Origin of the sequence: Epilithonimonas hungarica, assembly GCF_900102265.1 — a bacterium.
Taxonomy (GTDB): Bacteria; Bacteroidota; Bacteroidia; order Flavobacteriales; family Weeksellaceae; genus Epilithonimonas; species Epilithonimonas hungarica.
On sequence record NZ_FNBH01000001.1, the window covers coordinates 1300934 to 1326351 of the forward strand.

General features: G+C 40.7%; 24 protein-coding genes. 3 read left to right on the forward strand and 21 right to left on the reverse strand.

The genetic code is table 11. From position 1 onward, the window contains the following. Positions 1-36: 36 nt before the first annotated feature. The 5 genes from BLT30_RS06035 to BLT30_RS06055 all read right to left on the reverse strand — a co-directional run bounded on the left by BLT30_RS06035 (position 37) and on the right by BLT30_RS06055 (position 5363). Positions 37-528: a hypothetical protein gene (locus tag BLT30_RS06035; protein WP_089872328.1), complete on the reverse strand. Its 492-nt coding sequence runs from the start codon at positions 526-528 to the stop codon at positions 37-39. A gap of 212 nt (positions 529-740) precedes the next feature. Next, the gene (locus BLT30_RS06040; RefSeq protein ID WP_089872330.1) at positions 741-2192 is read right to left on the reverse strand and encodes an LptF/LptG family permease; all 1452 of its coding nucleotides are present in this window, start codon (positions 2190-2192) and stop codon (positions 741-743) included. A gap of 172 nt (positions 2193-2364) precedes the next feature. Next, positions 2365-3984, reverse strand: a complete 1620-nt coding sequence (locus tag BLT30_RS06045) for an NADP-dependent glyceraldehyde-3-phosphate dehydrogenase (protein WP_089872332.1) — start codon at positions 3982-3984, stop codon at positions 2365-2367. 185 nt (positions 3985-4169) lie between these two features. Continuing rightward, the gene (locus BLT30_RS06050) at positions 4170-4559 is read right to left on the reverse strand and encodes a DoxX family protein (RefSeq protein WP_089872335.1); all 390 of its coding nucleotides are present in this window, start codon (positions 4557-4559) and stop codon (positions 4170-4172) included. 45 nt (positions 4560-4604) lie between these two features. Next, on the reverse strand, positions 4605-5363 hold the full coding sequence (locus BLT30_RS06055; RefSeq protein WP_089872337.1) for a Rossmann-fold NAD(P)-binding domain-containing protein: 759 nt from the start codon (positions 5361-5363) through the stop codon (positions 4605-4607). A gap of 396 nt (positions 5364-5759) precedes the next feature. Here BLT30_RS06055 and BLT30_RS06060 point away from each other — a divergent pair, with 396 nt between their 5' ends. Beyond that, positions 5760-6179, forward strand: coding sequence for an endonuclease domain-containing protein (locus BLT30_RS06060; RefSeq protein ID WP_089872339.1), 420 nt, complete (start codon positions 5760-5762; stop codon positions 6177-6179). A 218-nt stretch (positions 6180-6397) separates the two neighbouring features. Here the strand turns inward: BLT30_RS06060 and BLT30_RS06065 are convergent, their stop codons facing one another. From BLT30_RS06065 to BLT30_RS06105, 11 genes are all read right to left on the reverse strand, one after another. Then, on the reverse strand, positions 6398-6847 hold the full coding sequence (locus BLT30_RS06065; RefSeq protein WP_089872341.1) for a hypothetical protein: 450 nt from the start codon (positions 6845-6847) through the stop codon (positions 6398-6400). 15 nt (positions 6848-6862) lie between these two features. Beyond that, entirely contained in the window at positions 6863-8848 is a 1986-nt protein-coding gene (locus BLT30_RS06070; protein ID WP_089872342.1) for a urocanate hydratase, read from the reverse strand. Between the two features lie 434 nt (positions 8849-9282). Further along, positions 9283-9627, reverse strand: coding sequence for a transposase (locus BLT30_RS06075; protein WP_089872344.1), 345 nt, complete (start codon positions 9625-9627; stop codon positions 9283-9285). A 27-nt stretch (positions 9628-9654) separates the two neighbouring features. Further along, positions 9655-10104, reverse strand: coding sequence for a hypothetical protein (locus BLT30_RS06080; RefSeq protein WP_089872346.1), 450 nt, complete (start codon positions 10102-10104; stop codon positions 9655-9657). Positions 10105-10199: 95 nt separating this feature from the next. Next, complete coding sequence (locus BLT30_RS18165) at positions 10200-10358, reverse strand: hypothetical protein (protein WP_175487131.1); 159 nt, start codon at positions 10356-10358, stop codon at positions 10200-10202. Beyond that, complete coding sequence (locus tag BLT30_RS06085; RefSeq protein WP_089872348.1) at positions 10316-10768, reverse strand: transposase; 453 nt, start codon at positions 10766-10768, stop codon at positions 10316-10318. Before BLT30_RS06085 ends, BLT30_RS18165 begins: the two co-directional genes overlap by 43 nt. A gap of 144 nt (positions 10769-10912) precedes the next feature. Next, positions 10913-11395, reverse strand: coding sequence for a hypothetical protein (locus BLT30_RS06090; RefSeq protein WP_245707122.1), 483 nt, complete (start codon positions 11393-11395; stop codon positions 10913-10915). Positions 11396-11552: 157 nt separating this feature from the next. Next, the gene (locus BLT30_RS18070) at positions 11553-12401 is read right to left on the reverse strand and encodes a hypothetical protein (protein WP_139166582.1); all 849 of its coding nucleotides are present in this window, start codon (positions 12399-12401) and stop codon (positions 11553-11555) included. A 1132-nt stretch (positions 12402-13533) separates the two neighbouring features. Continuing rightward, positions 13534-16689, reverse strand: a complete 3156-nt coding sequence (locus tag BLT30_RS06100; protein ID WP_089872353.1) for a beta strand repeat-containing protein — start codon at positions 16687-16689, stop codon at positions 13534-13536. Between the two features lie 286 nt (positions 16690-16975). Next, positions 16976-17227: a hypothetical protein gene (locus tag BLT30_RS18075; protein WP_139166585.1), complete on the reverse strand. Its 252-nt coding sequence runs from the start codon at positions 17225-17227 to the stop codon at positions 16976-16978. 570 nt (positions 17228-17797) lie between these two features. After that, positions 17798-18292: a hypothetical protein gene (locus BLT30_RS06105; protein WP_089872355.1), complete on the reverse strand. Its 495-nt coding sequence runs from the start codon at positions 18290-18292 to the stop codon at positions 17798-17800. 350 nt (positions 18293-18642) lie between these two features. Between BLT30_RS06105 and BLT30_RS06110 the strand changes: the two genes are divergently transcribed. Together BLT30_RS06110 and BLT30_RS06115 are read left to right on the forward strand one after the other, a co-directional pair. Continuing rightward, entirely contained in the window at positions 18643-20211 is a 1569-nt protein-coding gene (locus BLT30_RS06110) for an AraC family transcriptional regulator (protein WP_175487132.1), read from the forward strand. 269 nt (positions 20212-20480) lie between these two features. Continuing rightward, positions 20481-20870: an acyl-CoA thioesterase gene (locus BLT30_RS06115; protein ID WP_089872360.1), complete on the forward strand. Its 390-nt coding sequence runs from the start codon at positions 20481-20483 to the stop codon at positions 20868-20870. A 39-nt stretch (positions 20871-20909) separates the two neighbouring features. Here the strand turns inward: BLT30_RS06115 and BLT30_RS06120 are convergent, their stop codons facing one another. From BLT30_RS06120 to BLT30_RS06140, 5 genes are all read right to left on the reverse strand, one after another. Continuing rightward, a complete protein-coding gene (locus BLT30_RS06120; protein WP_089872362.1) occupies positions 20910-21203 on the reverse strand; it encodes a hypothetical protein in 294 nt (97 codons plus the stop codon). 59 nt (positions 21204-21262) lie between these two features. Further along, positions 21263-22234 (reverse strand): 2-hydroxyacid dehydrogenase, encoded by a 972-nt coding sequence (locus BLT30_RS06125; RefSeq protein ID WP_089872364.1) that lies wholly within the window; start codon positions 22232-22234, stop codon positions 21263-21265. Positions 22235-22313: 79 nt separating this feature from the next. Beyond that, positions 22314-22994: a DedA family protein gene (locus BLT30_RS06130; RefSeq protein ID WP_027382625.1), complete on the reverse strand. Its 681-nt coding sequence runs from the start codon at positions 22992-22994 to the stop codon at positions 22314-22316. 85 nt (positions 22995-23079) lie between these two features. Continuing rightward, entirely contained in the window at positions 23080-24360 is a 1281-nt protein-coding gene (locus BLT30_RS06135; protein ID WP_089872367.1) for a replication-associated recombination protein A, read from the reverse strand. Between the two features lie 58 nt (positions 24361-24418). Next, positions 24419-25396: a polyprenyl synthetase family protein gene (locus BLT30_RS06140; protein ID WP_089872368.1), complete on the reverse strand. Its 978-nt coding sequence runs from the start codon at positions 25394-25396 to the stop codon at positions 24419-24421. Between the last annotated feature and the right edge of the window lie 22 nt (positions 25397-25418).

The following is a 25418-nucleotide window of genomic DNA, read 5'->3' on the forward strand; positions in this document are numbered from 1 at the left end:
TTTAATAATTAAATTCAGACTTTTCTTAATTGTTTTCTACAAGAAAACTTCGGCCAATCTTCCTTTTTCAGGAACGAGTTCCGTTGTTTCTGTTGTTATTTCCACAGCATCGACATGTTTACATTTTTTAAGATAAGAAGTGATATCGAACTGATTTTTGCTTAGATGCCTACTCTTCGAAGTTGAATAATAGGCTTCATCTACGTTTGCGGCCTCTATAAAACTGTTGAATGTTCTTTGGAAACTTCCTGTGAAGATGTCGCAAGTTATCTTGTTGATCAGGCTCGGATATTTGTTATTGATAATGCTGTAGGCATCACAAAACTCCTGTGGTCTGATCTTTCCGAAAACAGAACTCTTGGTTGTAAATAGCAAGTCTCTGATAGAGTCACCCATGTCATACCCGGAAACCAAAAGAATGTTATATTGGTTTTCGTCATTCTTATCAGTTTTATTTTTTAAAACTTTTTTAAGTATGTCCAAAGATTCCAGTGAGAAATCTGTTGCTATTAAAATGGTCTTTGTCATAACTTTTTAATTTTGTGAGTTGTTATTTTTTTGATAATACAAAACTATACTCACCAAATTAGAAAGCCTTTGGAATAGAATTAAAATGTAATTAAAGAAATTAAAATGAGATTAGAATTTTTGATAAGCCAAAAGATCTTATCAAAATTAATTCCTTGTGTTAAGGAAAATAATCCTGATAAGATCTTTATTTATGTTAGCTTTTTCAATTATTATTGATAGCGCTCATGTTCTTTTGGTTTTGAGAATCGCTCTATCAATGGTTTGAAAAGTGCTTTGTATTTTTCTATATCGAATAACTGAGAATCTGTCAGTGCCTTGTAAGTCAGCCATATACTGAACGGGAATAACACAATATTCGGGATCCATGCTGCAAGATAAGGATTCAAGGAACCTTTCCATGAGAGATTTTCTACAGATAAATTCAAAACATAAAATATAATGAAAATAATGATCGATATGACAACAGGTAATCCCATTCCTCCTTTTCTGATGATGGAGCCCAGACTCGCCCCGATCATGAAGAAAATGATACAGGTAAAAGAATAGGAGATTATTCTCTGTTGGTACATCACGATCTTGTTATGTGTTTTTATGGTATCATTGATTGCATTTTGATTGGAATCTATGCTTGTTTTCAGAGACTCTATCTTGTTATAGGCTGCATAAAGAACCTCCAGTTTTTTTGGTGATTTTAAGGTGTCTATTTTATAAGGTTCTTTTATTTTGTCTTTAGATTTGGATCTATCTATATATTCTACATAATTGTTGGTCTGTGAAATGACGGGAGAAGCAATAGAGTTAAGGGTTACAATGTTTCCTTTTCTATTTTTAACAAGGGTTTCATTCACTTCACTATACGTTTGGAAACGGTAATCGTCTGTGATCTTCTCCTTTTCGATCGCATTATTGATAAGTTCACTGATATCAAAATGATAGACGAGTGTATCAAACTTTATAGACTGATTTGGTTGTTTTTTCCTTTCTTCATAAGGTTTGTTTGTGATGTTATCTGTGAAGACAAAACCATTGTAAAGGATCAGTTTCAAATAATTTCTATCTGCTGCAGGCGCAAATTTTCCTGTCTTAGCAATGATGGTCTGCTGGTCATCATAGGGACTTGCATTTTTATGAAGAAAAACACCTTCCAGCTTCTCTGATTTTTCACCTGAGATTTTATCGAATTTGACAGAAAATCCAGTGATCTGATCAATGAAAACTCCTGGGGTAAAGTTGATCGCCGGTTTGGAAGAAATGATATTGTACATCATATTCTTTGCTTTTCGCTGAAAATCAGGAATCACATTATTAGAAAACAGAAACAGGATTCCTGAAAGTATGGAAACAGTCAAAAATAATGGCATCATTACCCGAACTAGGGAAATTCCGGCCGCCTTCATGGCAGCAAGCTCATACCTTTCTCCAAAATCTCCAAAGGTCATAATCGAGGAAAGCAAGATCGTAAGCGGTAGAACCATACTTACAACATTGATTCCCAGGTAGAAAAGAAATTTGGATATTTCCCAATATGTAAGACCTTTTCCTGTCAGTTGAGACATTTGAGTCCAGATAATGTTCACAATGAAAATGAAGAACAGTACGCTGAAAATAAATAGAAATGGACCAAAAAAGGTTTTGATGATATACTTGTCTAATTTTTTCAATTCAGAAATTTAGACTTCAAAAATACTGTAAAAAAAACAATACTGAAATCGATTCCAAAATTTTAGCATTTTTTTTGTGTTAGATAGAAAGAAAAAATCCGCAATTATTAGTTACGGATTTAATTTTTGAAATAAAAGTCTCTTGTCTTTTATCTATGATCTTCTGGTCTTCTTAAAAAATATAATCAGTGCTCAGGAAATTAGAATCGTGGTCTCTCACAATTGTATTAAGAAGTTCTTTGTTGGAATCGGTCACTTTTGCTGCTACCAGTGAACGGATGGAGAATGAGCGAAGCGCATCAAAAACGGAAAGCGTCCCTTCCGCACTGTCTTTTCTTCCTGTGAATGGGAAAACATCAGGACCTCTCTGAGCCTGACAATTGATGTTCACACGGCTTACAAGATTCACGAATGGGTCAATCAGTTTTGAAACTTCCAAAGCATCCTCACTGAAGATACTCACCTGCATTCCGTGATCAGCATTCACTTGGTAATCAATCGGCTCATCAAGACTTTCAAACGGAACAACTGGAATCACTGGTCCGAACTGCTCTTCGTGATACAATTTCATATCGCTATTTACAGGATAGACCACAGCTGGAAAGAAGAAAGAAGCTTCGTTGTAGCCACCGTTTTCATTCAAAACTTTTGCGCCTTTTGATAAAGCATCATCAAGACAATCTTTTAGATAAGATGGTTTATTGACTTCCGGGAGTGGTGTGATCTTCACATCTTTTTCCCATGGCAATCCACCTTTCATGGCAGAAACAGCTTCGGATAATTTTTTAGTGAATTCTTCCGCAACATCTTTCTGAACGAATATTAATTTAAGAGCAGTGCAACGTTGTCCATTAAAAGACAATGATCCCAAAATACATTCACTGACTGCGACATCCAGGTTTGCATTTTTGGTAACGATTGCTGCATTTTTGGCATCAAGGCTAAGAATTGCTCTTAATCTGTTTACTTTTGGATGGAGTTTTTTAAGACCGTTTGCTACTTTGCTTGATCCGATGAAAGCCAGAACATTCACTTTTCCACTTTCCATGATCGGTGTGATAATTTCCGAACCCTTTCCATACAATGTGTTCACCGTTCCTTTAGGGAAGGCCTCTTTGAAGGCATTCAGTAAAGGATAATGTGCAAGAACACCGTGTTTTGGTAATTTGAAGAGAATTGTATTTCCCATGATCAGTGCCGGGATCAATGTTGTGAAGATCTCGTTCAAAGGATAATTGAAAGGCCCCATACTTAGAACTACACCAAGCGGCGCTCTTCTGATCTGGGCAATGGTTCCTTCTGCCTGTTGAAAACGGGAAGATTCTCTGTCCAGGTCTTTTAGTGCGTCAATCGTTTGGTTGATGTAATCGACTGTCCTGTCAAATTCTTTGGTAGAATCGGGTAGGGTTTTACCAATTTCCCACATTAGTAATTTGATGATCAGATCTCGCTGCTGGATCATCAGGTAAACAAACTTCTGCATGCATTTGATCCTGCCCTCCACAGACATCGTTGGCCATTCACCGAGTCCGTTATCGTAAGCTTTTACACAGGCATCCAAAACATCGAGCGCTTCTTTTGGCCCGATATTCGGGATGCTTCCCAGGAGTTTTCTTTCCAACCCGTTTTCTGTCGGGATGCAGACTGGTGAATAGATCTCGGTAACATCGCCGTCCCATTGTACCAATTCTCCATTGAGAAGGTATTCTCTCTGATGGATCACTGGAACCTGATATTCTTCAGGGATTTCTTTTTTGAATATGTCATCAAATGCTTGCTGTGCTGAACTCATAGTTTTTTATTTAATAAAATTTTGTAACATAAAGTTAGAGTTTAAAATTGAATCAGAAAAGCTGTTAACATAGATTTATTCTATCCGGTTCGATGTAGATTTGATATTCGGTATGTTGAGGATGCTTTGACTCCGCTCGTTGTCAGTCTGAGCGGAGTCGAAGACTTTTTATTTTATACCTGATATTATTTATTGTCAGTAGATTTTATTGCCCAGAGTAATAACAACGGCTGCATGAATAGTCTTGCAAATCTCTTGTTATCGGTATTCAGTCCGAAGGCATTTCTTCTTTCTTTGTACTGCGTGTAATTTCCAGGGAAAACCGCAGTGAATAATCCTGCTGCTATTTTTCCCATTAGTGATTCGTATTTCTTAGGTGCTGCGATGATGGCTGCTCCCATTGCAATTTCTACAATCCCGGAATAGACGACCGTATCTTCCTTCTCCAACGGAACCCATTCCGGCACCTGTGCCTGAAATTCCTTTCTTGCAAATGTGAGATGTCCTATTCCTGCTGAGATGAGCATGGCACCCAATCCGTATTTTGCAATAGTTTTGATTGTACTTGCTTCCATAATAAGATTTTTATAAAGCAGTTTCAATAATGATTCCAAAAGAGCCTAAAGATGAAAATACCTTGGATCAGGATACAGAAATTCGAAATCCAGTTCTTTGATCAATTTCTCTGCAGAAATTGTTCTGCCCTTCTTTGTTCGTTCGCCTGAGTAGGGAAGTCCTTTCTGAGCATTAATCACCTCTTCTTTATTAGGATGTATCGGTGCGACCACATTATAAACTTTGGATTGCGAATTATTCTCCAGCATCTTCTCAAAAACCGAACAGATATCTGCATAGTGGATGTGATTCACCAACTGGTCGAGATTGGAGATGTTGTAATTCTTCAGCAACCTTTGTCCACCCATCAATCCGGCTAATCTCAAAATATTAGTTTGAGGGAATCTTTCTAAAATAAAATTCTCACTTTCCACTTCATTAGGAGACTTATTTTCCTCAACAAGATCTTTGTCGATCTCGGGATAAACGCCGGTTGAACTAATGAGGAAGAGCTGACCTTTGTAATCACCAAGGAAATTGAGGAGGTTCTGGCGTTTGTCATTCATCGGGATCTGTTCACCACGGAGTCCGGAAAACGGAACGTTGATAATGATGGCATCTAGCTTTGACGCCACATTCCATTCTTTCATTTCACGGTCCAATTTGTCCGGGAAATTTGCCAGAGTCGTGTGAAAGCCTTTAGCGTTGAGGTCTTCTATTTTTGATTCTGTAGTGGTGGTAGCGAAGATCTCATACCTGTCCGACAATCTTTCTCCAATGTGTGTCCCCAACCAACCACAACCTATGATCCCTAGTTTTTTCATTAGTAGTTATTTGTAATTTCAAAAGTATAATTTCCTTTTGTTTTGGGCAACCGACGTGTACCCGATCTCGCGGATTTGCAATCCGTGAGTACACACATAAATAAAGCAAATAAAGCACAGATTACAAATCAACACTATTTAAAAAGATTTAAAACAAACTCTCATCAACAAAATTAGGCAGCGTCACCTTCAAATTCGGTTCAGCTTTCATTGCTCTTTTAATTGCGAAAACAGCACCTCATTTCTTGCCCAGTTTCGTCGTGTTCTAACTACAGTCAAGACGAAAATTCCCCTCCTTTGGAGGGGTGGCAGAAATTCTCAGAATTTCTGACGGGGTGGTTCTTAATTTCTTCACCTGAAAGAAAAAACTTAAATTGGCCCAAAACATAAACACAAATGCCCAAAAACGAAATGCTAACCCAAATAGAAGGCATTATAATCTACCGCAATTTTGTGGAAAACCTGCCTTACAATCCTCTCTTAAAAACTTTGACCAAAGAAAAAAGAAAATTAGGAATTCTGTCAGAAGTGTTATTCTGGAAACAGGTTCGAAACAGAACATTCCATAACATTGATTTTGACAGACAAAGGATCATTGGTAACTATATTGTTGATTTTTATGTAAAAACGTTGGGACTTGTGGTTGAGATTGATGGAACAAGTCACGACTTTAAACAGGAATATGATCTGGAAAGGGCAAAGTTTCTGGAAAGCCTGGGCTTGAAAATTTTTAAAATTTCCGATTGGGATGTAAAGCAAAATCTCTCCGTAGCAATGAAGGATCTCGAGAATTTTATTGTTGAGAATTATAGTTAAAATTTCTCTCAGCTAATAGGGTGGCTTGATTCATTCAGCATAACCACCCCGTCAATTCGCCTTTGGCGAATCGCCACCCCTCCAGAGGAGGGGAATTTTTAGTCAAAGAGATTTTCGTCTACGAAATTCGGCAACGTCACTTTCAAATTAGATTCCGCTTCCATTGCTCCTTTGATGGCGAAGACAACACCTTCATTTCTTGCCGCGCTTCGTTTGGATTATGAACTTTGGCTATTAATATATTCATTCAAAAATGCCAGTATTATCAAATAATTCTTGAACTCATTTTCGATTTCCATTTTGTATTGATGTTTCAAAAATCCTTTTGTCCATATTGATACAAGAAGATTACTGGTTTTATACAAGTTTAATTTGCTACTGAACCATCCTTTACTTTTATATGTAAAGATCTCGATGTCATTTCCAAAATATATTAATCTGTTTTTTGAAACATCCGATTTTAAAATTAATTTCTTATTTCTGTCAAATATTTTGAAATCTTGCCATAAAAAACCAGTACGATTTATCTTGAAAATTTCATCACCTATTTTTATTTTTTCATTAACACCAGCAATTGCATTTGAAAAAATTTCTCCTACCAATCTTCCATTCTCATCTAATAATTGAAGTGGAGAAAATATAGGATAAATTATAGTGAATTCTTTCATTAAAATTTAATAAGCCTAAAACAAACTCTCATCAACGAAATTCGGCAACGTCACTTTCAAATTCGGTTCAGCTTCCATTGCTCTTTTGATGGCGAAAACAGCCCCTTCATTTCTTGCCCAGCTCCGTCTGGAAATTCCGTTGTTCACATCCCAGAAAAGCATTGATTTTAATCTTCTGTCGGCATCGTCGCTTCCATCGAGTAACATCCCGAAACCACCGTTGATCACTTCGCCCCAGCCAACGCCACCACCATTGTGAATAGAAACCCACGTCGCCCCACGGAAACTGTCGCCAATCACATTATGAATCGCCATATCTGCCGTAAATCTCGAGCCGTCATAAATATTGGAAGTCTCTCTGTACGGCGAATCCGTCCCCGAAACATCGTGATGGTCTCTTCCCAAAACCACCGCTCCGATTTCTCCGTTGGCAATGGCTTTGTTGAAGGCTTCAGCAATCTTCATTCTGCCTTCTGCATCGGCGTATAAAATTCTCGCCTGTGAACCCACGACCAGATTGTTTTCCTGAGCACCTTTGATCCACTGGATGTTATCTTTCATCTGCTGTTGGATTTCTTCGGGAGAATTCTTGATCATTTCCTCTAAAACGTTGCAGGCGATCTCATCTGTTTTCTGCAGATCTTCCGGTTTTCCACTGGTACAAACCCAACGGAACGGTCCGAAACCATAATCAAAACACATCGGTCCCATAATATCCTGAACATAAGAAGGGTATTTGAACTCTCTTCCCAAAGTTGGATTTTCTGCCATTACATCGGCTCCGGCTCTTGAAGCTTCGAGTAAAAAGGCGTTTCCGTAATCGAAGAAATAGGTTCCTTTTGCGGTATGTTTGTTGATTGCCGCTGCGTGTCTTCTCAAGGTTTCCTGAACTTTTTCTTTGAATAATTCAGGGTTTTCTGCCATCATCGTGTTGGATTCCTCAAAGGTTTGCCCAACCGGATAATAACCGCCTGCCCAAGGATTATGAAGCGAAGTCTGGTCTGAGCCGATATCGATTCTTAAATTTTCGTCATCAAATTTCTCCCAGACCTCAACAATATTTCCGAGGTAGGCCAAAGAAACCGTTTCCTGATTTTCCTGCGCTTTTTTCACTCTCGCCACCAATTCATCCAGATTTTCATGGATTTCATTGACCCATTTCTGGTCGTGACGGATTTTTGTAATTTTCGGATTCACTTCTGCAATTACTGTAACGCAGCCTGCGATGTTTCCCGCTTTAGGTTGAGCACCGGACATTCCGCCTAGACCCGAGGTTACAAATAATCCGCCTTTTGGTTCTTTATTGATTTTTCTGAAAGCATTCAAAACGGTAATCGTTGTTCCGTGCACGATTCCCTGCGGACCGATGTACATATAGCTTCCCGCAGTCATTTGTCCGTACTGTGTTACGCCCAACGCATTGAATTTTTCCCAATCATCAGGTTTGGAATAGTTTGGAATCATCATTCCGTTCGTCACCACCACTCTCGGTGCATCTTTGTGAGAAGGGAATAATCCCATCGGATGACCGGAGTACATTGTTAATGTCTGTTCGTCCGTCATTTCCGATAGATATTTCATCGTCAGAAGATACTGCGCCCAATTGGAGAAAACGGCACCGTTTCCACCGTAAGTGATCAACTCATGCGGATGTTGCGCTACGGCATAATCAAGATTATTCTGGATCATCAGCATAATGGCTTTTGCCTGCTCGGATCTTCCGGGATATTCTGCAATGTTTCTTGCTTTCATCTCATAATCCGGACGAAAACGATACATATAGATTCTTCCGTATTTCTCTAATTCTTCCTTAAATTCCGGCAATAATTCTGCGTGAAATTTTGGTTCGAAATAACGTAAAGCGTTTTTCAGAGCGAGTTTTTTCTCTTCGTCTGAAAGGATTTCTTTACGTTTTGGAGCGTGATTGATGTTTTGTTCGTATGGTTTTGGCTGAGGTAATTCTCTTGGAATTCCCTGTTGTATCTGTTCCTGGAAAGTCATTGAAATTTTATGGTTTAAGGTTCAATGTTTAAAGTTTGTTTTGTGGTTTTAAAGATATTCAAAATTGGAAAAATATTTGATAAGAAATATGATAAAATTCCCTTCCTCTGGAGGGGCGGCGAAAATTCGTGAGAATTTTTGACGGGGTGGTCAGTAATATGTTTAACCACCCCGTCTTCTCATTTCATTCGAAGCCACCCCTCCATAGGAGGGGAATTTACAATCCGTAATTTTCAATGATGAATAATTCCAGATCTTTCATTACTAAAGACAAATTATGCTGCAGATAAAAATCGGTGATTCTAAATTACTTTCAATCCTAATGATTCCAGATAATTTTGCCCTGTCCCATTATAGACTGACTTCTTTTTGTATTCTTTAAAATAAAAGAACCTCTCAATAATGGGAGGTTCTGCAATGCAATATCCGGAGTCTTATTTCTGCTGTCTGCTTTTTTCCGGGAAAAGCTTTTTCCATTTGGTTACCGTGTTCCTGCTCAACTTAAAATGTTGTGCAAGCTCGGTATTGTTCAGTTTGTTAGTTTTTTGATGGGCCAGTATTTTTAGGATCGCTGACGTGTCATATGAGCGGTGCTTTTGATTGAAAGTTTCCGTTGACCGGTCAGGGAGACCAAATATCTTGGTGTTAAGCTCGATGATATCTAGTACGGATAGTTCTTTTTTGCTCAGCAAAGCTTTGCATTCCTCTTTTTTTTCGGGGTGCTTTTTATTGATGATATCGCTATAGATGCGATGGTAGTCCGGGTTTGATCTTTCCATTGTATTTTCTGATCTTGATTTTTTTCTTTACAATATCCCGATATAGTAATCCCTTACAATCCCTTTGGAATAGAACAGGTGCAGTCTCTGCTGGAAAAGACCGAAGAAATATCTTTTCAGGATATAGATGTCCTCTTCCTCATTCATTTGGTCGGGCACTCTTCCAAACAGTTCTTGTATTTCTTTTCCCGATCTTCCGATCAGGATGTGCTCGTCTGCCAGTAATTCATCCAATAGCATTGGTCTGTGTATTTTTCTGTGATCGTTTACGGCGCTATCTTTCTGAATCCATAGAATGCTTACCATATTGTTTTCAAATTCCAGAAAGAGGATGGTCCTGGCTCCCCACCATGTCCTGCTTAGTTCATAGTGCCAGATATCATCGGAGTAGGGGTTAAGTTTCTCTCCCCATTTTTCCATCACTTCTTTCTTGCTCAAACCTGGCAGGATTCCGTTGTATGTCTTTTTCTTTACCATTTGCAATTAAAAGTTAAACTTATCGCGTAGCCTTATTATATTTTTGTTGTCTTTTGTGTCCGGGATAGAACCCAGGATATCCATTATGGACTACACTACACGGTATGGATGTCCATATTTCCACTCTTGAGGTACTTTCTGATCTCTGTTGCTTTTTCCGCCGGGATCGATATTGCCAATAATTCGTTTTCCAATGCGGGGATCAGGTCAGCTATTGTGGAGGGGCTTTCCGGGAGTTGTATTTGCTGATCCATTTGTATAATGTTGTTTTGGGTATTTTATATTCTTCTATTACCTGATGCCTGGTCTTCTCGCCACTCTCTATCATTTCCAGGATAAAGTCTATCACTTCCCTGGTATATACATTTTTCCTGAACTGTGGCAACTTGGACCTTTTTTGTTTAGATGTATCATTGTAATTGGTATTCGCAGGCGGGGCATACAGGATCAGATGCTGGGAATAGACCCTGAAAAAGTCGTAACCTAGTAATTTGCTCCATTTTAACAAAGTACCGGTGGTCAATTCCTTCTGCAGGAACATCTGTTGTATTTCGTCATTGCTGCATTTGAAAAAATTGGAGATGCGCTGTTGGTCTATTTCAAGTTCTGCGACCCTCAGTTTGATCAAAGTACCTATGTGTATATTTTTAAAATGATCTCTCATATACGTTTCGATTATTCTTCTGACTATCTTTTTTCATTGTGTTGGAGCAAGAAGAGATCTTTAAAAAGATCTCCAGCAAGGTATGTCGTAAAAATACGATCATACCTTATTGGAGATATGATTAATTAAGGTCAATAATAAGCCTCATGGCTTCCAAAAGCTCCATACTGTTCCGTTATAGACTGCCAATTGCTTTTTTGTCGTATCGTACACCATCATTCCCGCACTTGGTTTGATGATGTTCAGATGTGGGCTTGCCACTTTTGGGAGTATCATGGCCTTGTCCGCATCGGTCAATACCAGGATGCCTGGTGTAGTGTCTGTGGCACCATTCACGCCGATGGCTGTTTTGGCAGAGGCTTGTTCTATCTTGTCAGAACCCTGGATCGTAAGGTCCGCCTTGCCCGTGGTATCCACGCTGAGGTCGAACCAGCTGCCGTTTTTCAGATATTTCACCTTGCTGTCGGTCGTATCGTAGATCACGGTGCCGTCTTCTGTGATACCGCTCTTGTTTTCTATATAGGGTAGTACAAGCCCTCTGTTCTCGGTCTCTGCAAATTCCAGGGATACGGAGGTATTGGAAACATCCTGTTTTCCTATTGCCACCTGAGACCTTATGGAGGTCATTCCCATCAGGAGCACTACTGCTGTTATTGTATTTTTCATTTGTATTGTTTATTTGGTTCACTTATCGATAAAAAAGAAAATTGGAAGCATATTGGTACTGTCGTTCCTCAACTTTCAGAGTATTCCTCAACTTCCAATTTTCTATAATAGGGTAGGTCTAGTCCGGGCAGGCTTGTGTCGTCATACAATACCATCCCCAGGCAGTGCCATTGTTGGTGTATATCTTCAGGCACTTGTTGGTGGTATCATATACCATCATGCCTTCTACAAAATTGGCAGGCGCTATCCCCACAGGGTTATTTGATGCATCAAATGCCGTTCTGTTCGGCACAAAGCCCTTGGTCTTGGCCTCCAGTACCAGCCATGCACCTTTTCTTAGCATAGGCCACTGGTCTGGGTTGTCGGCTCCGGCTCTGCTAAGGGCACTGATCCCTACTTTGCCATCCAGCGTTGCCCCGCCTGTCGTAGCGCCAGATTTGTAGCATGCTGCGTTACAAGTTGCGATGCCTACTACAACAGGATTACCAACAGGAGAGAAACAGTTACTGGCTGTGCTGTAGAACACTGGCCAATAAGTCCCGTTGCCCACGGCAGTAGGATTGGTCACCTCTGTTCCCGTATCATGGGCAGCTGTGGTGTACCACAACAGCTGAGTATTGGCAGGCACTGTAGAGTGAGGCAAAGCAGTAAGATCCACTGTAGTGGTGTTGGTTGTACAATTATTGCTTACCACGGTCACCTTAGCTCCCGGACTGTAACATTTGTTGGTGCTGTCATAATAAAATGCCCAATAGTTGGTCGGTGTAGATGTTGCTGATACCGTTGTACTTGACAGCAATGTAGCATCTGATGGTGTTGCTGAGTTATGCCATTGCAGTACGCTGCCTGCAGGTGCTGTACCTGTTACCATTCCTGCAAGGTCTACGGCTTGGGATGTTGCCGTTGAATTGGTTAATACGGGAGTAACTGTACCAGCGGAACATGGGCAAGGGGTACTGGACACCATTACGCTTACTATAGGAGAAGTAGCCTTTCCTTCACAGCTGGTATCGGATACCATCACATAATAATAGGTGGTGGCTGCTACCGATGTTGGCGGGTTGAAAGTTGCCGAAGTTGCTCCAGGTATCAGCGTTCCCCCGGTAGTGCTGCTGGTGGTATTACTGTACCATTGGTAGCTGAGCGTTCCTGCTCCTGTGGCATCTGCAATCAAAGGTTGTGCTTTACCGTTGAAACATATCGCTTGGGTGGTAGGCGTGACCGTATTAATGGCTACAATAGGAGTGCAGGATATACAAATATTATCCGCCAGGGTATTAATGTCTATAGATGAAACATCAAAGGTTGAGCTCATTACCGTTTTTCTTGGCAACACACCACTTCCTTGTGGATCTCCCACATTGGCTTCTATCCAACCGGTGTAGCTTCCTCCGACAGATGCGATGGCAGCTGCCATATTAGATGCAATACTGTTAGTTTCAGATGGAGCTTGCAAAACTACAAATGTTGCTTTACGATTCGTTTTTAAATTATTATACTCCGAAAAGTCATAAGCATCACCCTCAGGAGTAATAGGAGCAGCATCCTGAGGCCTGCCATCGGTAAAAAGAAATATTACCAGATTATTAGTGGATTTTCTAGTTAATTTTTTAACACTGCTTAAAATCATTTGCTCATCAAAAATATCTGTGGGAGGAGTACATGATGCACATAATGCGTTGTCAATTAACCTTGCAGCTCCCCAAGTTACAGTACCACCTGAAAGTCTTCTATCGAAATTTTTTGCAGCAGTAGCATTATTAGTAAAATCAGATTCAATGTACAGCCAAGAATCAACAGCATCGAGACCATTAGCTCCATATTGTGTAACCGCCACTCTATTATAAGGATTACAAGCCAATATCTTATCAATAAGGTCTTGGGTTGATTTTTTCATATTAGGATATTCTAGGGGCTGCAGAGGGCTACTGTCAATATTGCCTATAGAGCTGCTATTGTCCAATAGGAAAATAGCATCCACACCCTGTGCCTGTACCTCACTGTGAAATGCTATGAGCGAAAAAATCAGCATAAAAAGGAATCGGCGCTTCTCTGTAAGAAAATTATATTTATTTACTTTTTTCATTTCTTAATGTTTATTAATTGATTACCGGAGCTGTATTACCAGCCGGACATCCGGGACCGGCTACAGATACTGACGCCTGATTGTTTTCTGTATTGACATCTGTGGTGTTGGACGGTGATGCAATAACAGCGGTATTGGTAAAGTTTCCTGTAAAGTTTGCAGGTATCGTGACCGTAACGGTGTAGGTAACCGTGCCGCCAACAGGCAGAGATACATAATCGTTGATAGCGCCTGTTCTTGTACCTGTTACCTGTGTGCTGCTTCCTGCAGAAACTACAACGGTATAGGATACATTGGCCGCAGGGATCCCCGCAGGAACAGCATCTGTCACATGGGCATTCAGTACTCCAAAAGGTCCGTTGTTACCTGCCGTCACCGTAAAGGTAACGGCACCACCTGCAGCAACCGATGCTGCCGATGCTGTCTTGGTAATATAAGGGTCTGCATTGTAGTTGGTGTCGCCCAATATACAATTAGCCCCATCATTGGTACTGCTGCTTGGTGCAGAGGATAAAAGGACACGTGCCCCGGTAGTTACATTGAACTGGTAGAACCCTCCTGCATTATTGGAAGCGTACAGTTCCCCCGAATTGGTACTGAACATGGCGCCAAAGTTATCTGCCGTACCATAGATCTGCCCGAACATGTTGACCATACCTGTAGCAGGATCCAGGGAAAACAATTGGCTTGCGGTAGGAGCACCTCTCAGATCCACACCGTATAAAAGCCCGTTCACTGTATTAAAGGCAAAATCAGAAGGATGTATATTCTGCGAAAGATTGATCGTAGTGGCTGTAAGGGTCGCAATATTGATCTTGTAGATCACATTGTCCACGCCATTGTCCTTTACATAATAGTTGCCCATGGTATCTATGACACCGCCATTATAGCTACCTGCGCTGCTGAGCCCCGATATTGTGCCAAGTACGACATAGGTACCATCATTATTGATTCTGATCAGGGTATTGCCTGTAGAACCTGTGATCGCGTACATACGTCCATCTACCGAATTGATGGCCGTCGCATTATATGTGATTGGTGTTGCAGCCCCTACAGCTGTATAGGTAAATGGATTTGTTGCCCTGTTTATCCTGAATAATTGGGTTGGAGAATTCTGTGAAAGATACAATGTAGAGTCGCAACCAAAAGGAAGGTCTGCAGCGATTCCGTATCTGAGTCCCGTAACATTGATGTTGCCTGCCGTTATGGATAATGTGCCATTCGCAGCACCATCGTTCCCTGTAGCAGCGGTGGCTTCCCCTACGGTCGCCCATCCTGTGTTGAGCTCTTTTACCGGAGCGGCAGCACCCAGCATCCCTGTATTCTTGCTCAGCTGTAATGTATAGCTGTTACCTTCTATCGTATAGCCCGTTGGTATGGTGAACACACCAGAAGCATTCACGGTGGCAGAATAGAGCAGTACATTACCGGAATCTACAAGGTTAACGTAAAGTCCGCCGCCATTGGTAACAGTACCGTTTATATTGGTTGGGCCGTCTGTATCCTGATATATGGTTCCTGTGAGAGATGGTCTTGCGAGCTGGTAGATCCCAAATCTAAGCCCTGTAACATTGGCGTTGCCTGCCGTTATGGATAATGTCCCGTCCGCGGAACCGTCGTTCCCTGTAGTTGCAGTGGCTTCTCCAACAGTCACCCACAGGTTATTAAGTTCCTTCACCGGGGCAGGCTGCCCTATGGTCCCCTGGTTCTTGCTCAGCTGCAATGTATAGGTATTGCCTTCTATCGTATAGTTTGTCGGGATGGTGTATGCACCTCCTGCAGCAACTGTGGCAGCATAAACTACCAGATTGTCAGCTCCTACGAGGTTCACATATAGACCGCCACCATTGGTACCCGTGCCTCCAATATTGGCAGGGCCGTCCGTGTCCAGATAGACACTTCCTACGAGCGATGGCCTTGCCAGCTGGTAGATCCCAAATCTCAGTCCTGAGATATTACTGGTACCTGCGGTTACAGATATTGTACCGTCCGCAGAGCCATCGTTCCCTGTAGCAGCGATTGCTTCTCCAACGGTCACCCAAAGGTTGTTAAGTTCCTTTAGTGGAGCGTTCTGTCCAATGGTTCCCTGATTCTTACTTAGTTGAAGCGTATAAGTATTGCCCTCGGTCGCATAACCTGTTGGTATGGTGAATGCACCTCCGGCAGAAACCGCCATAGAATAGACCACGAGGTTGCTGGCATCTACCAGATTAATATACAGTCCACCCCCGTTGGTAGCAGTTCCACCAATATTTGCAGGGCCGTCAGTATCCAGATATACATTTCCGGCTATGGTTGGCTTGGCAAGGGGTAGAAGCGGTACAACATTCAGACGTACCGCAGCAATTCTCTGTGTGGAGGATTTTGTAAGCGTGGTGGCAGCAGTTCCACTGCGATAGGCTGTTAACAGGCTTATTCCGTCCGGTTCGTTGGGTGAGTTGGTAAAAGCAGTTCCTGCGGCGTTGGTGACCTGCATCTTGTTGATATTGGTCCAGCCCGCACTCAGAGAAAGGTTCTCATCTTTTGTGGTAGCTCCGAAGCCTACATAAGTTACATCTGCAGCAGCTCTTCCCACCGGGGTAGTAGCTGCTGTGGGCGTACCCGAAAAAGTAGTGGCTGCGGTTGTTGCTTCCAGCCATGCGAAAGACCCGGTGGCGGTATATGCCGTAGAAGGGCTTACGTTGCCATAGACCTCTATGGAAACAGCTACCTCATCTGCTATATTGGCAGGGGTCAGGATCCCTGAAAAATCAAATGTGGAAAGGCCTGTTGGCAATCCGTCGGCATCCGACAGGGTATATCTGTAAAAAGAGGAAGTAAGCTGGGCATTGGTTTGGATGCCTGTCGCAGATTGATTGTGAAATGTTCGCAGTACGGACCTTCCTGTTAAGCTTTTGCCCGCTACTGTAAAGGGAAAATAATCGACGCCCAAGGTTCCGGATGGATAGTTGCTTGCCACCGTAGGTCTATGGTCTCTCTCGAACCAGAAGTGGACGATCATCACACGGTTCTGCCCCGCGGGGATGTTCCAGCTAAGTGTGGGCTTTCCACCGGTTCCGCTGCCTATTGCAGAAGCGGATGTGCTTCCCAGAAGTGTTATATTCTGTGCAGACAGATTCCCCGAAAGGAACAGGGGTACCGCAAAGAACAGTAATAATATTTTTTTCATTTTAGTATTTTAGAAATTAATTGTTAAGGGCTCTGCAATACCATTTATAGATACAGCTTTACAGGTCTTACAGCACATTCAGGATATTCTGATCAGGGTTGGAAATGACCTTATAAATTATTCTATCAAAGACAGGTCATAGGAAGTGGCATCAATATTTTCCAGATGTACTACAGTTGTGGACGAACCGTGTCATGATATCTTCTGTAAATGATCATTGGGGTCTATCGCCCGAAAAACAGATCACCATACAGCAGTTTTGCAGCATGGTGATCAAAGCAAATGATTATCTGGTCTCTCCGGTTCCACCTCCACATTCTCTCTTCACCTCACATTTTGTTGAGCAAAGAGGGATGCATAGGAAATAGTATGTAGTTACTTTGTAGGTAACAGTACATCCGCATACGTTTTCTGTAACATAGGTGGTCACCACACAGGTCTGTGTGGATTCTGGCTGTGCGCTGGATACCGTGTTAGCTTTCATTGTTGCTGTTCCCATTGTTGCAAGTAATAGACCTGCGAAAAGTGCTTTTTTCATCTTAGTGAATTTTTAGTATTTAATTTGTGTTCTTAGAAGGGGTCCCGGATGGTTTGTTTCATCTTCAGTTCGTTCTGAGCAGGACGTCCCGGGTATTTTTTGTCTTGTGTCCTTTGTTGTGGGGAAGGCAAATAAAAAGTGCGGACCTTTTTGTCTTATCAAGTCGAAAGGTATCCCCATACCCGAACACTTTGATATACAAAAGTCCACACCATCCGGTGTGATCTCTGTATATTTCTCAAGTGTTCTGAAGAATTGGGGATTTTTCGACTAGAAATGATACAAATCACTATTTTATTTTACTTACATAAGCATGCCTGCGTAGTTTAGCTCATCTGTTGTGTTTTTGTGTTTTTTTTGATCTATGATTGATTTTTAGGTCCTGAAGTCCATTTTTGTGGTCCGGGACCTCAATTTTCCGGTCCGGGACCAGAAAATTGGGGTTGTACAACCTCAAATTTGACGTTCAGAACCCGATCTTTTAGGTTCCGGACCGTAATTTTGAGGTTCAGAACGTCAAATTTTGGGTCAGGTGACCACATTTTTGGAGTTCGGAACCTGAAATGAGGTTTATTCTGTAGGTGGCGTAGGATCTCCGGAAGTTTTGCTGCCACCGGTCCTGCTGAAAAATTGTTTGATCTCCTCTACCTTGGTGTGGAACCCCGTGCTCCCGGAATCATTACGATATACAGAGTATTGGTAATCTATAAGAGAGGCCTGGTAATTGTCCCAATCGTGGAGGACCTTTGCGTTTTCCAATCCTCTGCTAAGTTCCATAAGGCTATTGATGACCGATTCCAGAAAGCTGCGGCTGTTATGGTCTTTACCGAATTCTTCCCAATCCACATCTGGGCTCGAAAGCTGTGGGGCGTTGTTCTTGTAATCATTGACCTTGTTTACCAGTAGCTTGTTCTGCTCGTTGATGCTGCCGTATTGCTGGCGTTCTTCCGGTGTAAGGCTGGCAAGTTTTCCTGCCAGGGCGGTGTGAAGGTTTTGTAGGGCATCGTTAACTGCCGCTATCTCCGCTTCGGAAAAATGTCGGCTTTCAAAATTTAAAAAAGGCATACCATTGTGTTTTTAAAGGTTAATATTTATAATATTTATTGGTGTATCTGTGCTTTCCCTGATGGGGGAAGTCCTATTAAATTTTTTGCAATAATATAGGTATCATGCCTGCGTAGAAAGGAATAGGTGAGATGATTTCTGATATCATCTCAATGTTGATCTCTTCTTACGGAAATCCTCTCATCAGAAATATTGAAATGATGATAAATGATGTGTAAAATATTGTTTATCAGTATAATAAATAGTGCTAAATTTGTTAATATTTCTGAATAGCTAACAAAAGATTTTGTCATGTCCGATAAATTAACATTTACTTTGCGCCTTTCTAAAAACACACGCAGATGAAAAAGATGATGCTAATATCACTGTACATGATATTCGGATATTCTCTCGCGCAGACCAATGAGCGGTTTGTTACAAGACAGGATATCGATAAGCAATTGGAGGAGGCGAGAGCTCTATCTATTAATGATCCGAAAAGGTCCATAGAACTTTCTGAAAATATATACCGCCTGTCTAAAGGCATCAACTACGGAGCCGGAATATTGGAAAGTACTACAATCCTGATGACCCAATATTATGACGGCGGAAATTTCAAAAAGGTCATAGACCTCAGCAAGGAAGAAGAGGAACTGGCTATAACTATGAAAGATAATGAGACATTGTCACATACATACATGCTCAGGGGGCTGTCGTATACAGAACTGGGTTTCAATGATGAGAGTCTGAAAGAGTTTAAAAAATCGCTTAACATCGCAGAAAAGATAACTACAGGGAATCCCAGGAATTACCAGAAAGCACTAGTATATAACGGACTCGCAAGATATTATGCCCATATCAATGCACCAGTGGACTCTGTGATCTATTACCAGAGAAAAAGTCTGGAAATGGCAAGCCAAATGGATGATAACAAGGAATATATCCGTAAAAAATATCACACTTTAGCTTTGGCTTACATCAATCTGGGAAAAAGCAGCAATGTGACAGCGCGTTTTAAAGATGCAGAGTCCTATTTCTCAAAAGCATTGGAGATCTGTCGGAACAAAAATTATCAAATAAAAAAGGGATTGGAAATCACTGTACTGAATGAGTTCGCATGGCTATACCATGATCAGAAAAAGTATGATAAGGCTATCCTGTATGCCAGACAGGCAGAGGAACTGGAAAAAGGATCCAGCACCCCGTACATCCGCAGGGACATCTATGAAGTATTTTTCAAGTCCTATGTGGAGCAGGGGAACAAAGAGGCCTCCAAAAAATATATGGACCTTTACACCAAGCTGAATGACAGCCTGGTGAATGCAGAAAAGAAAACGATCAATATCCCTGTAAAATATATAGCGGAAAAACAAGAGAAGACCTACAGGTCCAATGTCCAGACCATTCTTCTGATAAGTACGGCATTTGTGATCTTGTTTTTGATATCCGGTCTATTGTACATGAAAAGAAACAAAAGAAGATCGCGGGAAAAATATGAGGCTATCATTCATACGCTGAAAGAGCAAAAGGAAAAAGACGAGCCTATAGAAGCTCCTATTGATAAGCCCCTGGGTATTACAGATGATACAGTCAATACCATATTGCTAAAGCTTCGGAAGTTTGAAAGCTCCCAAAAATTCCTGCGCAAGGATATGAACCTTACCTATCTTGCCAACTCCCTGAACACCAATACCAGATATCTCTCCGAGATCATCAAACAGGATAAGGGTAAAAACTTCAGCAATTATATAAACGGGCTCAGGATCCAGTATATCGTAGAAATGCTCTACAATGTTCCCCAGTACAGAGAGTACAAGATCAGTTATCTTGCCGAGGTCTCCGGCTTTGCTTCCAGAGAGGTCTTTGCGGTGACCTTTAAAAAGGAGACAGGTTTCACACCTTCTTATTTTATCAATAAACTGAGGTCGGGTCAGGACTAGTTGGCAACATCATTATTATTGATCTTACGCCTTGTGTTTTTGATCTCATCTTTCAATTTGCCAGATCTGCAGGTCATATTGATGCCAAAAGATATGTAGTGATCTCTGATGCAAATATGATGGTAAAAAAAGAGACTTAAATAAAACAGCTCTTTTCTGAGAAGGTATTTCCAATATATAGATTATCTTTGCACAACGAAAAAGTGAATGGGATCCTCCTGAATTTCTATTCATTTCAAATGTTTAATTTTCAATCTGTAAAAAAATAAATGAATTACGAGGATAAAATTAAAAGCTCTGAAACACGGGTTTTTAAAGTGGTTTTTCCGAATACGACCAATCACCATAATACCATGTTCGGAGGAAAAGTAATGGAAATGATGGATGAAGTGGCTTTTATGACCGCCACTCGTTTCGCCAGAAAATCCTTTGTAACGGTAAGCTGCGACAGGATCGATTTCAAGAAACCAATTCCTGCGGATACTTTGGTGGAATTGATCGGGAAGGTGAAATACGTAGGAAACACCAGCGTGAAGGTCAATATAGAAATATTCATAGAAGAGATGTATGCCGATACCAGAGAAAAGGCGGTTTCAGGTGACTTTACCCTTGTTGCTATTGATGAGAATAAAAAACCATCCAGGATTTTCGAAAACTAGAAATAAAAAAAGCTTACCGATTCAGTAAGCTTTTAATTTTTATCCAAGGACATCATCGTTTTGTTCTTCATGGTCATCATCATTATCGCTGGTGCTCCAATAATTGTTTTCCTCATCCTCAGAACCGATTTCTTCCATCTCGTCATCATCCTCGATTCCAGGGATGTCTAATCCTTTGTCGGGTTTGTCGTTATCTATTGCCTCATTAAAAATTGGATTCCCATCGCCATCTAAAGGTATATGTTTTTCTCTGATGAAAATATCTTCTGATCTTGGGTAATCGAGGTCTTCCAGATTTCTGTCCTGTTCGTTGATATTGTCTTCTGTTATCATAATATTTTGTTTAGTGTTGATAGATCATAAACAAATATGATTCCAAGCTGTAACTTTGATCATTGATAAATTTCAGGATTCACACAATGAGGCATCGGCTGATTTTGTGAGAATGCGATGATGTTTTCTGCTGCAATTTTTGACATTCCGTTCCGGGCTTCTATTGTTGCAGAGCCGATGTGGGGTAAGATACAGATATTGGGAAGCTGGAGTAGGGGATTTTCATGATTCATAGGTTCGGGATTGGTAACATCCAAACCTGCGCCCCAGATCTTCCCTGATCTCAAAGCTTCATACAGGTCTTTTTCGTTATGGAAACCGCCTCTTGCGGTATTGATGAAAATCAAATTAGATTTCATTTTATCAAAAACCGATCTGTTGAACATATCAGCTTGTTCGGTTGTGTAATTGGCGTGGATACTGATCACATCTGAACTTTGAACTAATTCTTCAAACGAAACATATTTTGCATCCAATTCATTTTCTGCCTGTTCATTATGACTTCTGTTGTGATAAATGATATCCATTCCAAAAGCGGCCTTACATTTTTCAGCCATTTCAAAACCGATTCTTCCCAAGCCAAGGATCCCTAACGTTTTTCCGTATAATTCTTGTCCCAATTGTTCTAAAGCATCAAAATCTTTCCAGCTTCCTGATTTTACTTTATCGATGTTGTAATTGGCTTTTCTGGAAACCATCTGCATCAGGAGAAAAGCAACATCAGAAGTGGCTTTGCTCAATACATCGGGCGTATTGCCAACCGGGATCTTTCGTTTTGTGGCTTCGGCAATGTCAACCTGGTCAAATCCTACCGAGAACAATGAAATGGCTTTTACATTCGGGCAATTTTCAAAAAAATCTTTGTCATATTTGTTTTTGCCAACATTCAGGATGATGTCTGCTTTTTTACAGTTTTCCAGCCACTCTTCATGTGATGGATCATCATTTTCCAGATCGATGATCTGGAGATTGTTTTCTTTGAGCAGGTCAATTCCAATTTGTGGAATTCTTTTGTTGATGAATACTTTCATTTTGATACTCAGATTTAAATGCAAAAACCGGAAACTAGCTCCGGTTTTTATATCTTGTTTCAATTTTTATTATCAAAAATTATTCCTCTGTCGGTCTTTCTTTGTCTTTGGTAAAGAAAAACTTGATGATGATCGGAAGTGTGGTTACCAAAACGATTACGAGGACAATTAATTCAAGCTTTGTTTTGAGGTCGATCCCGAATTGGTCCATGAATAATTTGTCCAGATAATGACCTGCAAAAATCATCGAGAATGACCAGGAAATGGCTCCTATGATGTTATAAAAGAAAAATTTCTTCTTATCCATTTTTACAATCCCGGCAACAATTGGCGCAAATGTTCTTACAATAGGAAGGAACCTTGCCAAGATCACGGCTACAGTTCCGTGTTCTTCGAAGAAATCGTGTGCTTTGAAAAGGTATTTTTTCTTGAACAGGAATGTGTCTTTTCTCTCATACAACAATGGTCCGCTTTTGTATCCGAACCAATATCCGATCTCGTTTCCGATGATCGCCGCAATAGAAACTGCAGTTGCAAGAATGGTTGTGTCCAAGAAGTCTGAACCTGTAGAACCAAAAGTGGTATCTATGATCTTGACGGCATAGATCCCGGAAATGAAAAGTAAACTGTCGCCTGGTAAAAAGAAACCAACAAATAATCCTGTCTCTGCAAAAATAATAAATAAAATCAGCCAAAAACCACCTAGTTTGATGTAAAATTCGGGGTTCAGCAAGTCTTTCCAACTTTCAAAGTGTTCCATAGTTATCTCTCTTGCGCAAATATATTAAAAGCAAATTGAAATACTCGGGTCAATTTTCTTTTTAAGGATTATTTAACGAAAAGCTTTATTGGTCGTATTTGCTTCCCCATTTTTCTTTTAGTTGTTCCCTGATTTTTTTCTCAGTGGAATTGTTTGCAGGAGTATAAAATCGAGTGCCCTTGATCTCATCCGGTAAAAATTCCAGGTCGACAAAATTACCTTCATAAGAATGGGCATATTGATAATCTTTACCATAGTCCAGATCTTTCATCAGTTTGGTTGGCGCATTTCTAAGATGAAGTGGAACAGGGAGATTTCCGGTTTTTTTTACAAATGCCATCGCTTCATTGATCGCATTATATGTTGAATTACTTTTTGGAGAAACAGCAAGATAAACGGCGGTCTCACTTAGGATGATCCTGGCTTCCGGATTTCCGATGACGTTGATGGCCTGGAAACAATTGTTTGCCATTACAAGTGCATTTGGATTGGCAAGCCCAATATCTTCTGCTGCTAAAATCATCATTCTTCTTGCTATGAATTTGATGTCCTCTCCACCGACCAACATTCTCGCCAACCAATAGACTGCACCATTTGGGTCGGAGCCGCGCATCGATTTGATGAAAGCTGAAATGATATCGTAATGCTGCTCTCCATTTTTGTCATACAAAGCCATATTTTCTTGGAGAACAGATAAAACATCTTTGTTGGAAATCTTGTTTTTCTTAGCAGATTTGAATTGATTCAGAACCAATTCTATTGAATTGATGAGTTTTCTCGCATCACCGCCGGAATATTGGATGAAGGCTTCTTTCTCTTCGAGGTAGAATCTGGTATTGTTGATCTCGTTATATTTTGAAACACTGATGTCAGCCAATCCTTCCAGTTTTTCAAAAGTCAAAGCTTTCAGAATATAAACCTGCGAACGCGATAACAAAGCGGAAACAATCTCAAAACTTGGATTTTCCGTAGTTGCGCCAATCAGTATGATCCAGCCCTTTTCAACAGCGTGGAGCAAAGAATCCTGTTGGGATTTATTAAATCTGTGAATCTCATCAATAAACAGGATCGGACTTTTTCCTGAAAATAGATTCTGTTTTTTAGCTTCATCAATTACATCCCTCACATCTTTTACGCCAGCGGAAACGGCTGATAATTTATAAAACTTTCTCCCCGATTTTTCAGAAATGATCTCAGCTAATGTTGTTTTCCCAGTTCCCGGAGGTCCCCAGAAAATAAGAGAATTGAGCGTGTCATTATCCATCATTCTTTTGATGGTCCCATTTTTTCCTGTAAGATGCTCCTGACCCAGAACATCATCCAAAGTTTTTGGACGCAGAATTTCGGCAAGGGGTTGATTGTTCATATCCCAAAATTACGGAATAAAAATTCTTGAAAAAATAAAAATGAAATTTTATGAATGCTTATAGTTTTCTGCTGATGACATAATCCAACATCAGTTTCAAAGATTCTTTAGCTTCGTTATCAGGAAATTCAGCAAGGATGTTGAGCGCTTTTTGCTGGTAATCTTTCATCGTCTGGATTGCGTAATCCATTCCGCCGGAAGATTTTACAAATTCTACTAACTCACGTACTTTTTTGCTGTCGTTGTTGTAACGTTTTATAGTTGCGAAGTATTTTTTGTAATTCTCAGGACTTGCACTTTTCAATGTATAAATCAATGGCAAAGTCATCTTCTGTTCTTTGATGTCGATTCCGACAGGTTTTCCGATGATATTACTCGTCTGATAATCAAAAAGGTCATCTTTGATCTGGAAAGCCATACCCGTATAAGTCCCGAATTCCTGCATTTTTTTTGCGGTTGTCTCATCCACGCCATTGGACAGAACGCCAACTTCACAACACGCTGCGATCAAAGTCGCTGTTTTCTGACGGATGATCTCGTAATAAACATCTTCTGTAATATCCAGTTTTCGCGCTTTCTCCAATTGAAGTAATTCGCCTTCAGACATTTCTCTGATGGTTCTGGAAATCACCGCCAACAAGTCAAAATCTTTGTTGTCCGTGGAAAGCAAAACCGATTTCGAGAGCAGATAATCGCCTACCAAAACTGCAATTTTGTTCTTCCAGAGCGCATTGATAGAAAAGAAGTTTCTGCGTTTGAAACTCTCATCCACGACATCATCGTGGACCAGGGTTGCCGTATGGATCAGCTCTATCATACTTGCGCCACGGAACGTTTTTTCGTTCACATTTCCGACCAATTTTGCACAGAGGAAAACGAACATCGGGCGCATCTGTTTTCCTTTGGTCGTCACAATAAAACGTGTGACCTTATCCAGCAGAGCAACATTACTTTTCATCGATTCATAAAACTTCTGTTCAAAAAGTTTCATTTCGTCAGAGATCGGAGCTTTGATTAGTTCTACTGTATTTGCCACTGTTCACTTTTAAAAATTATAT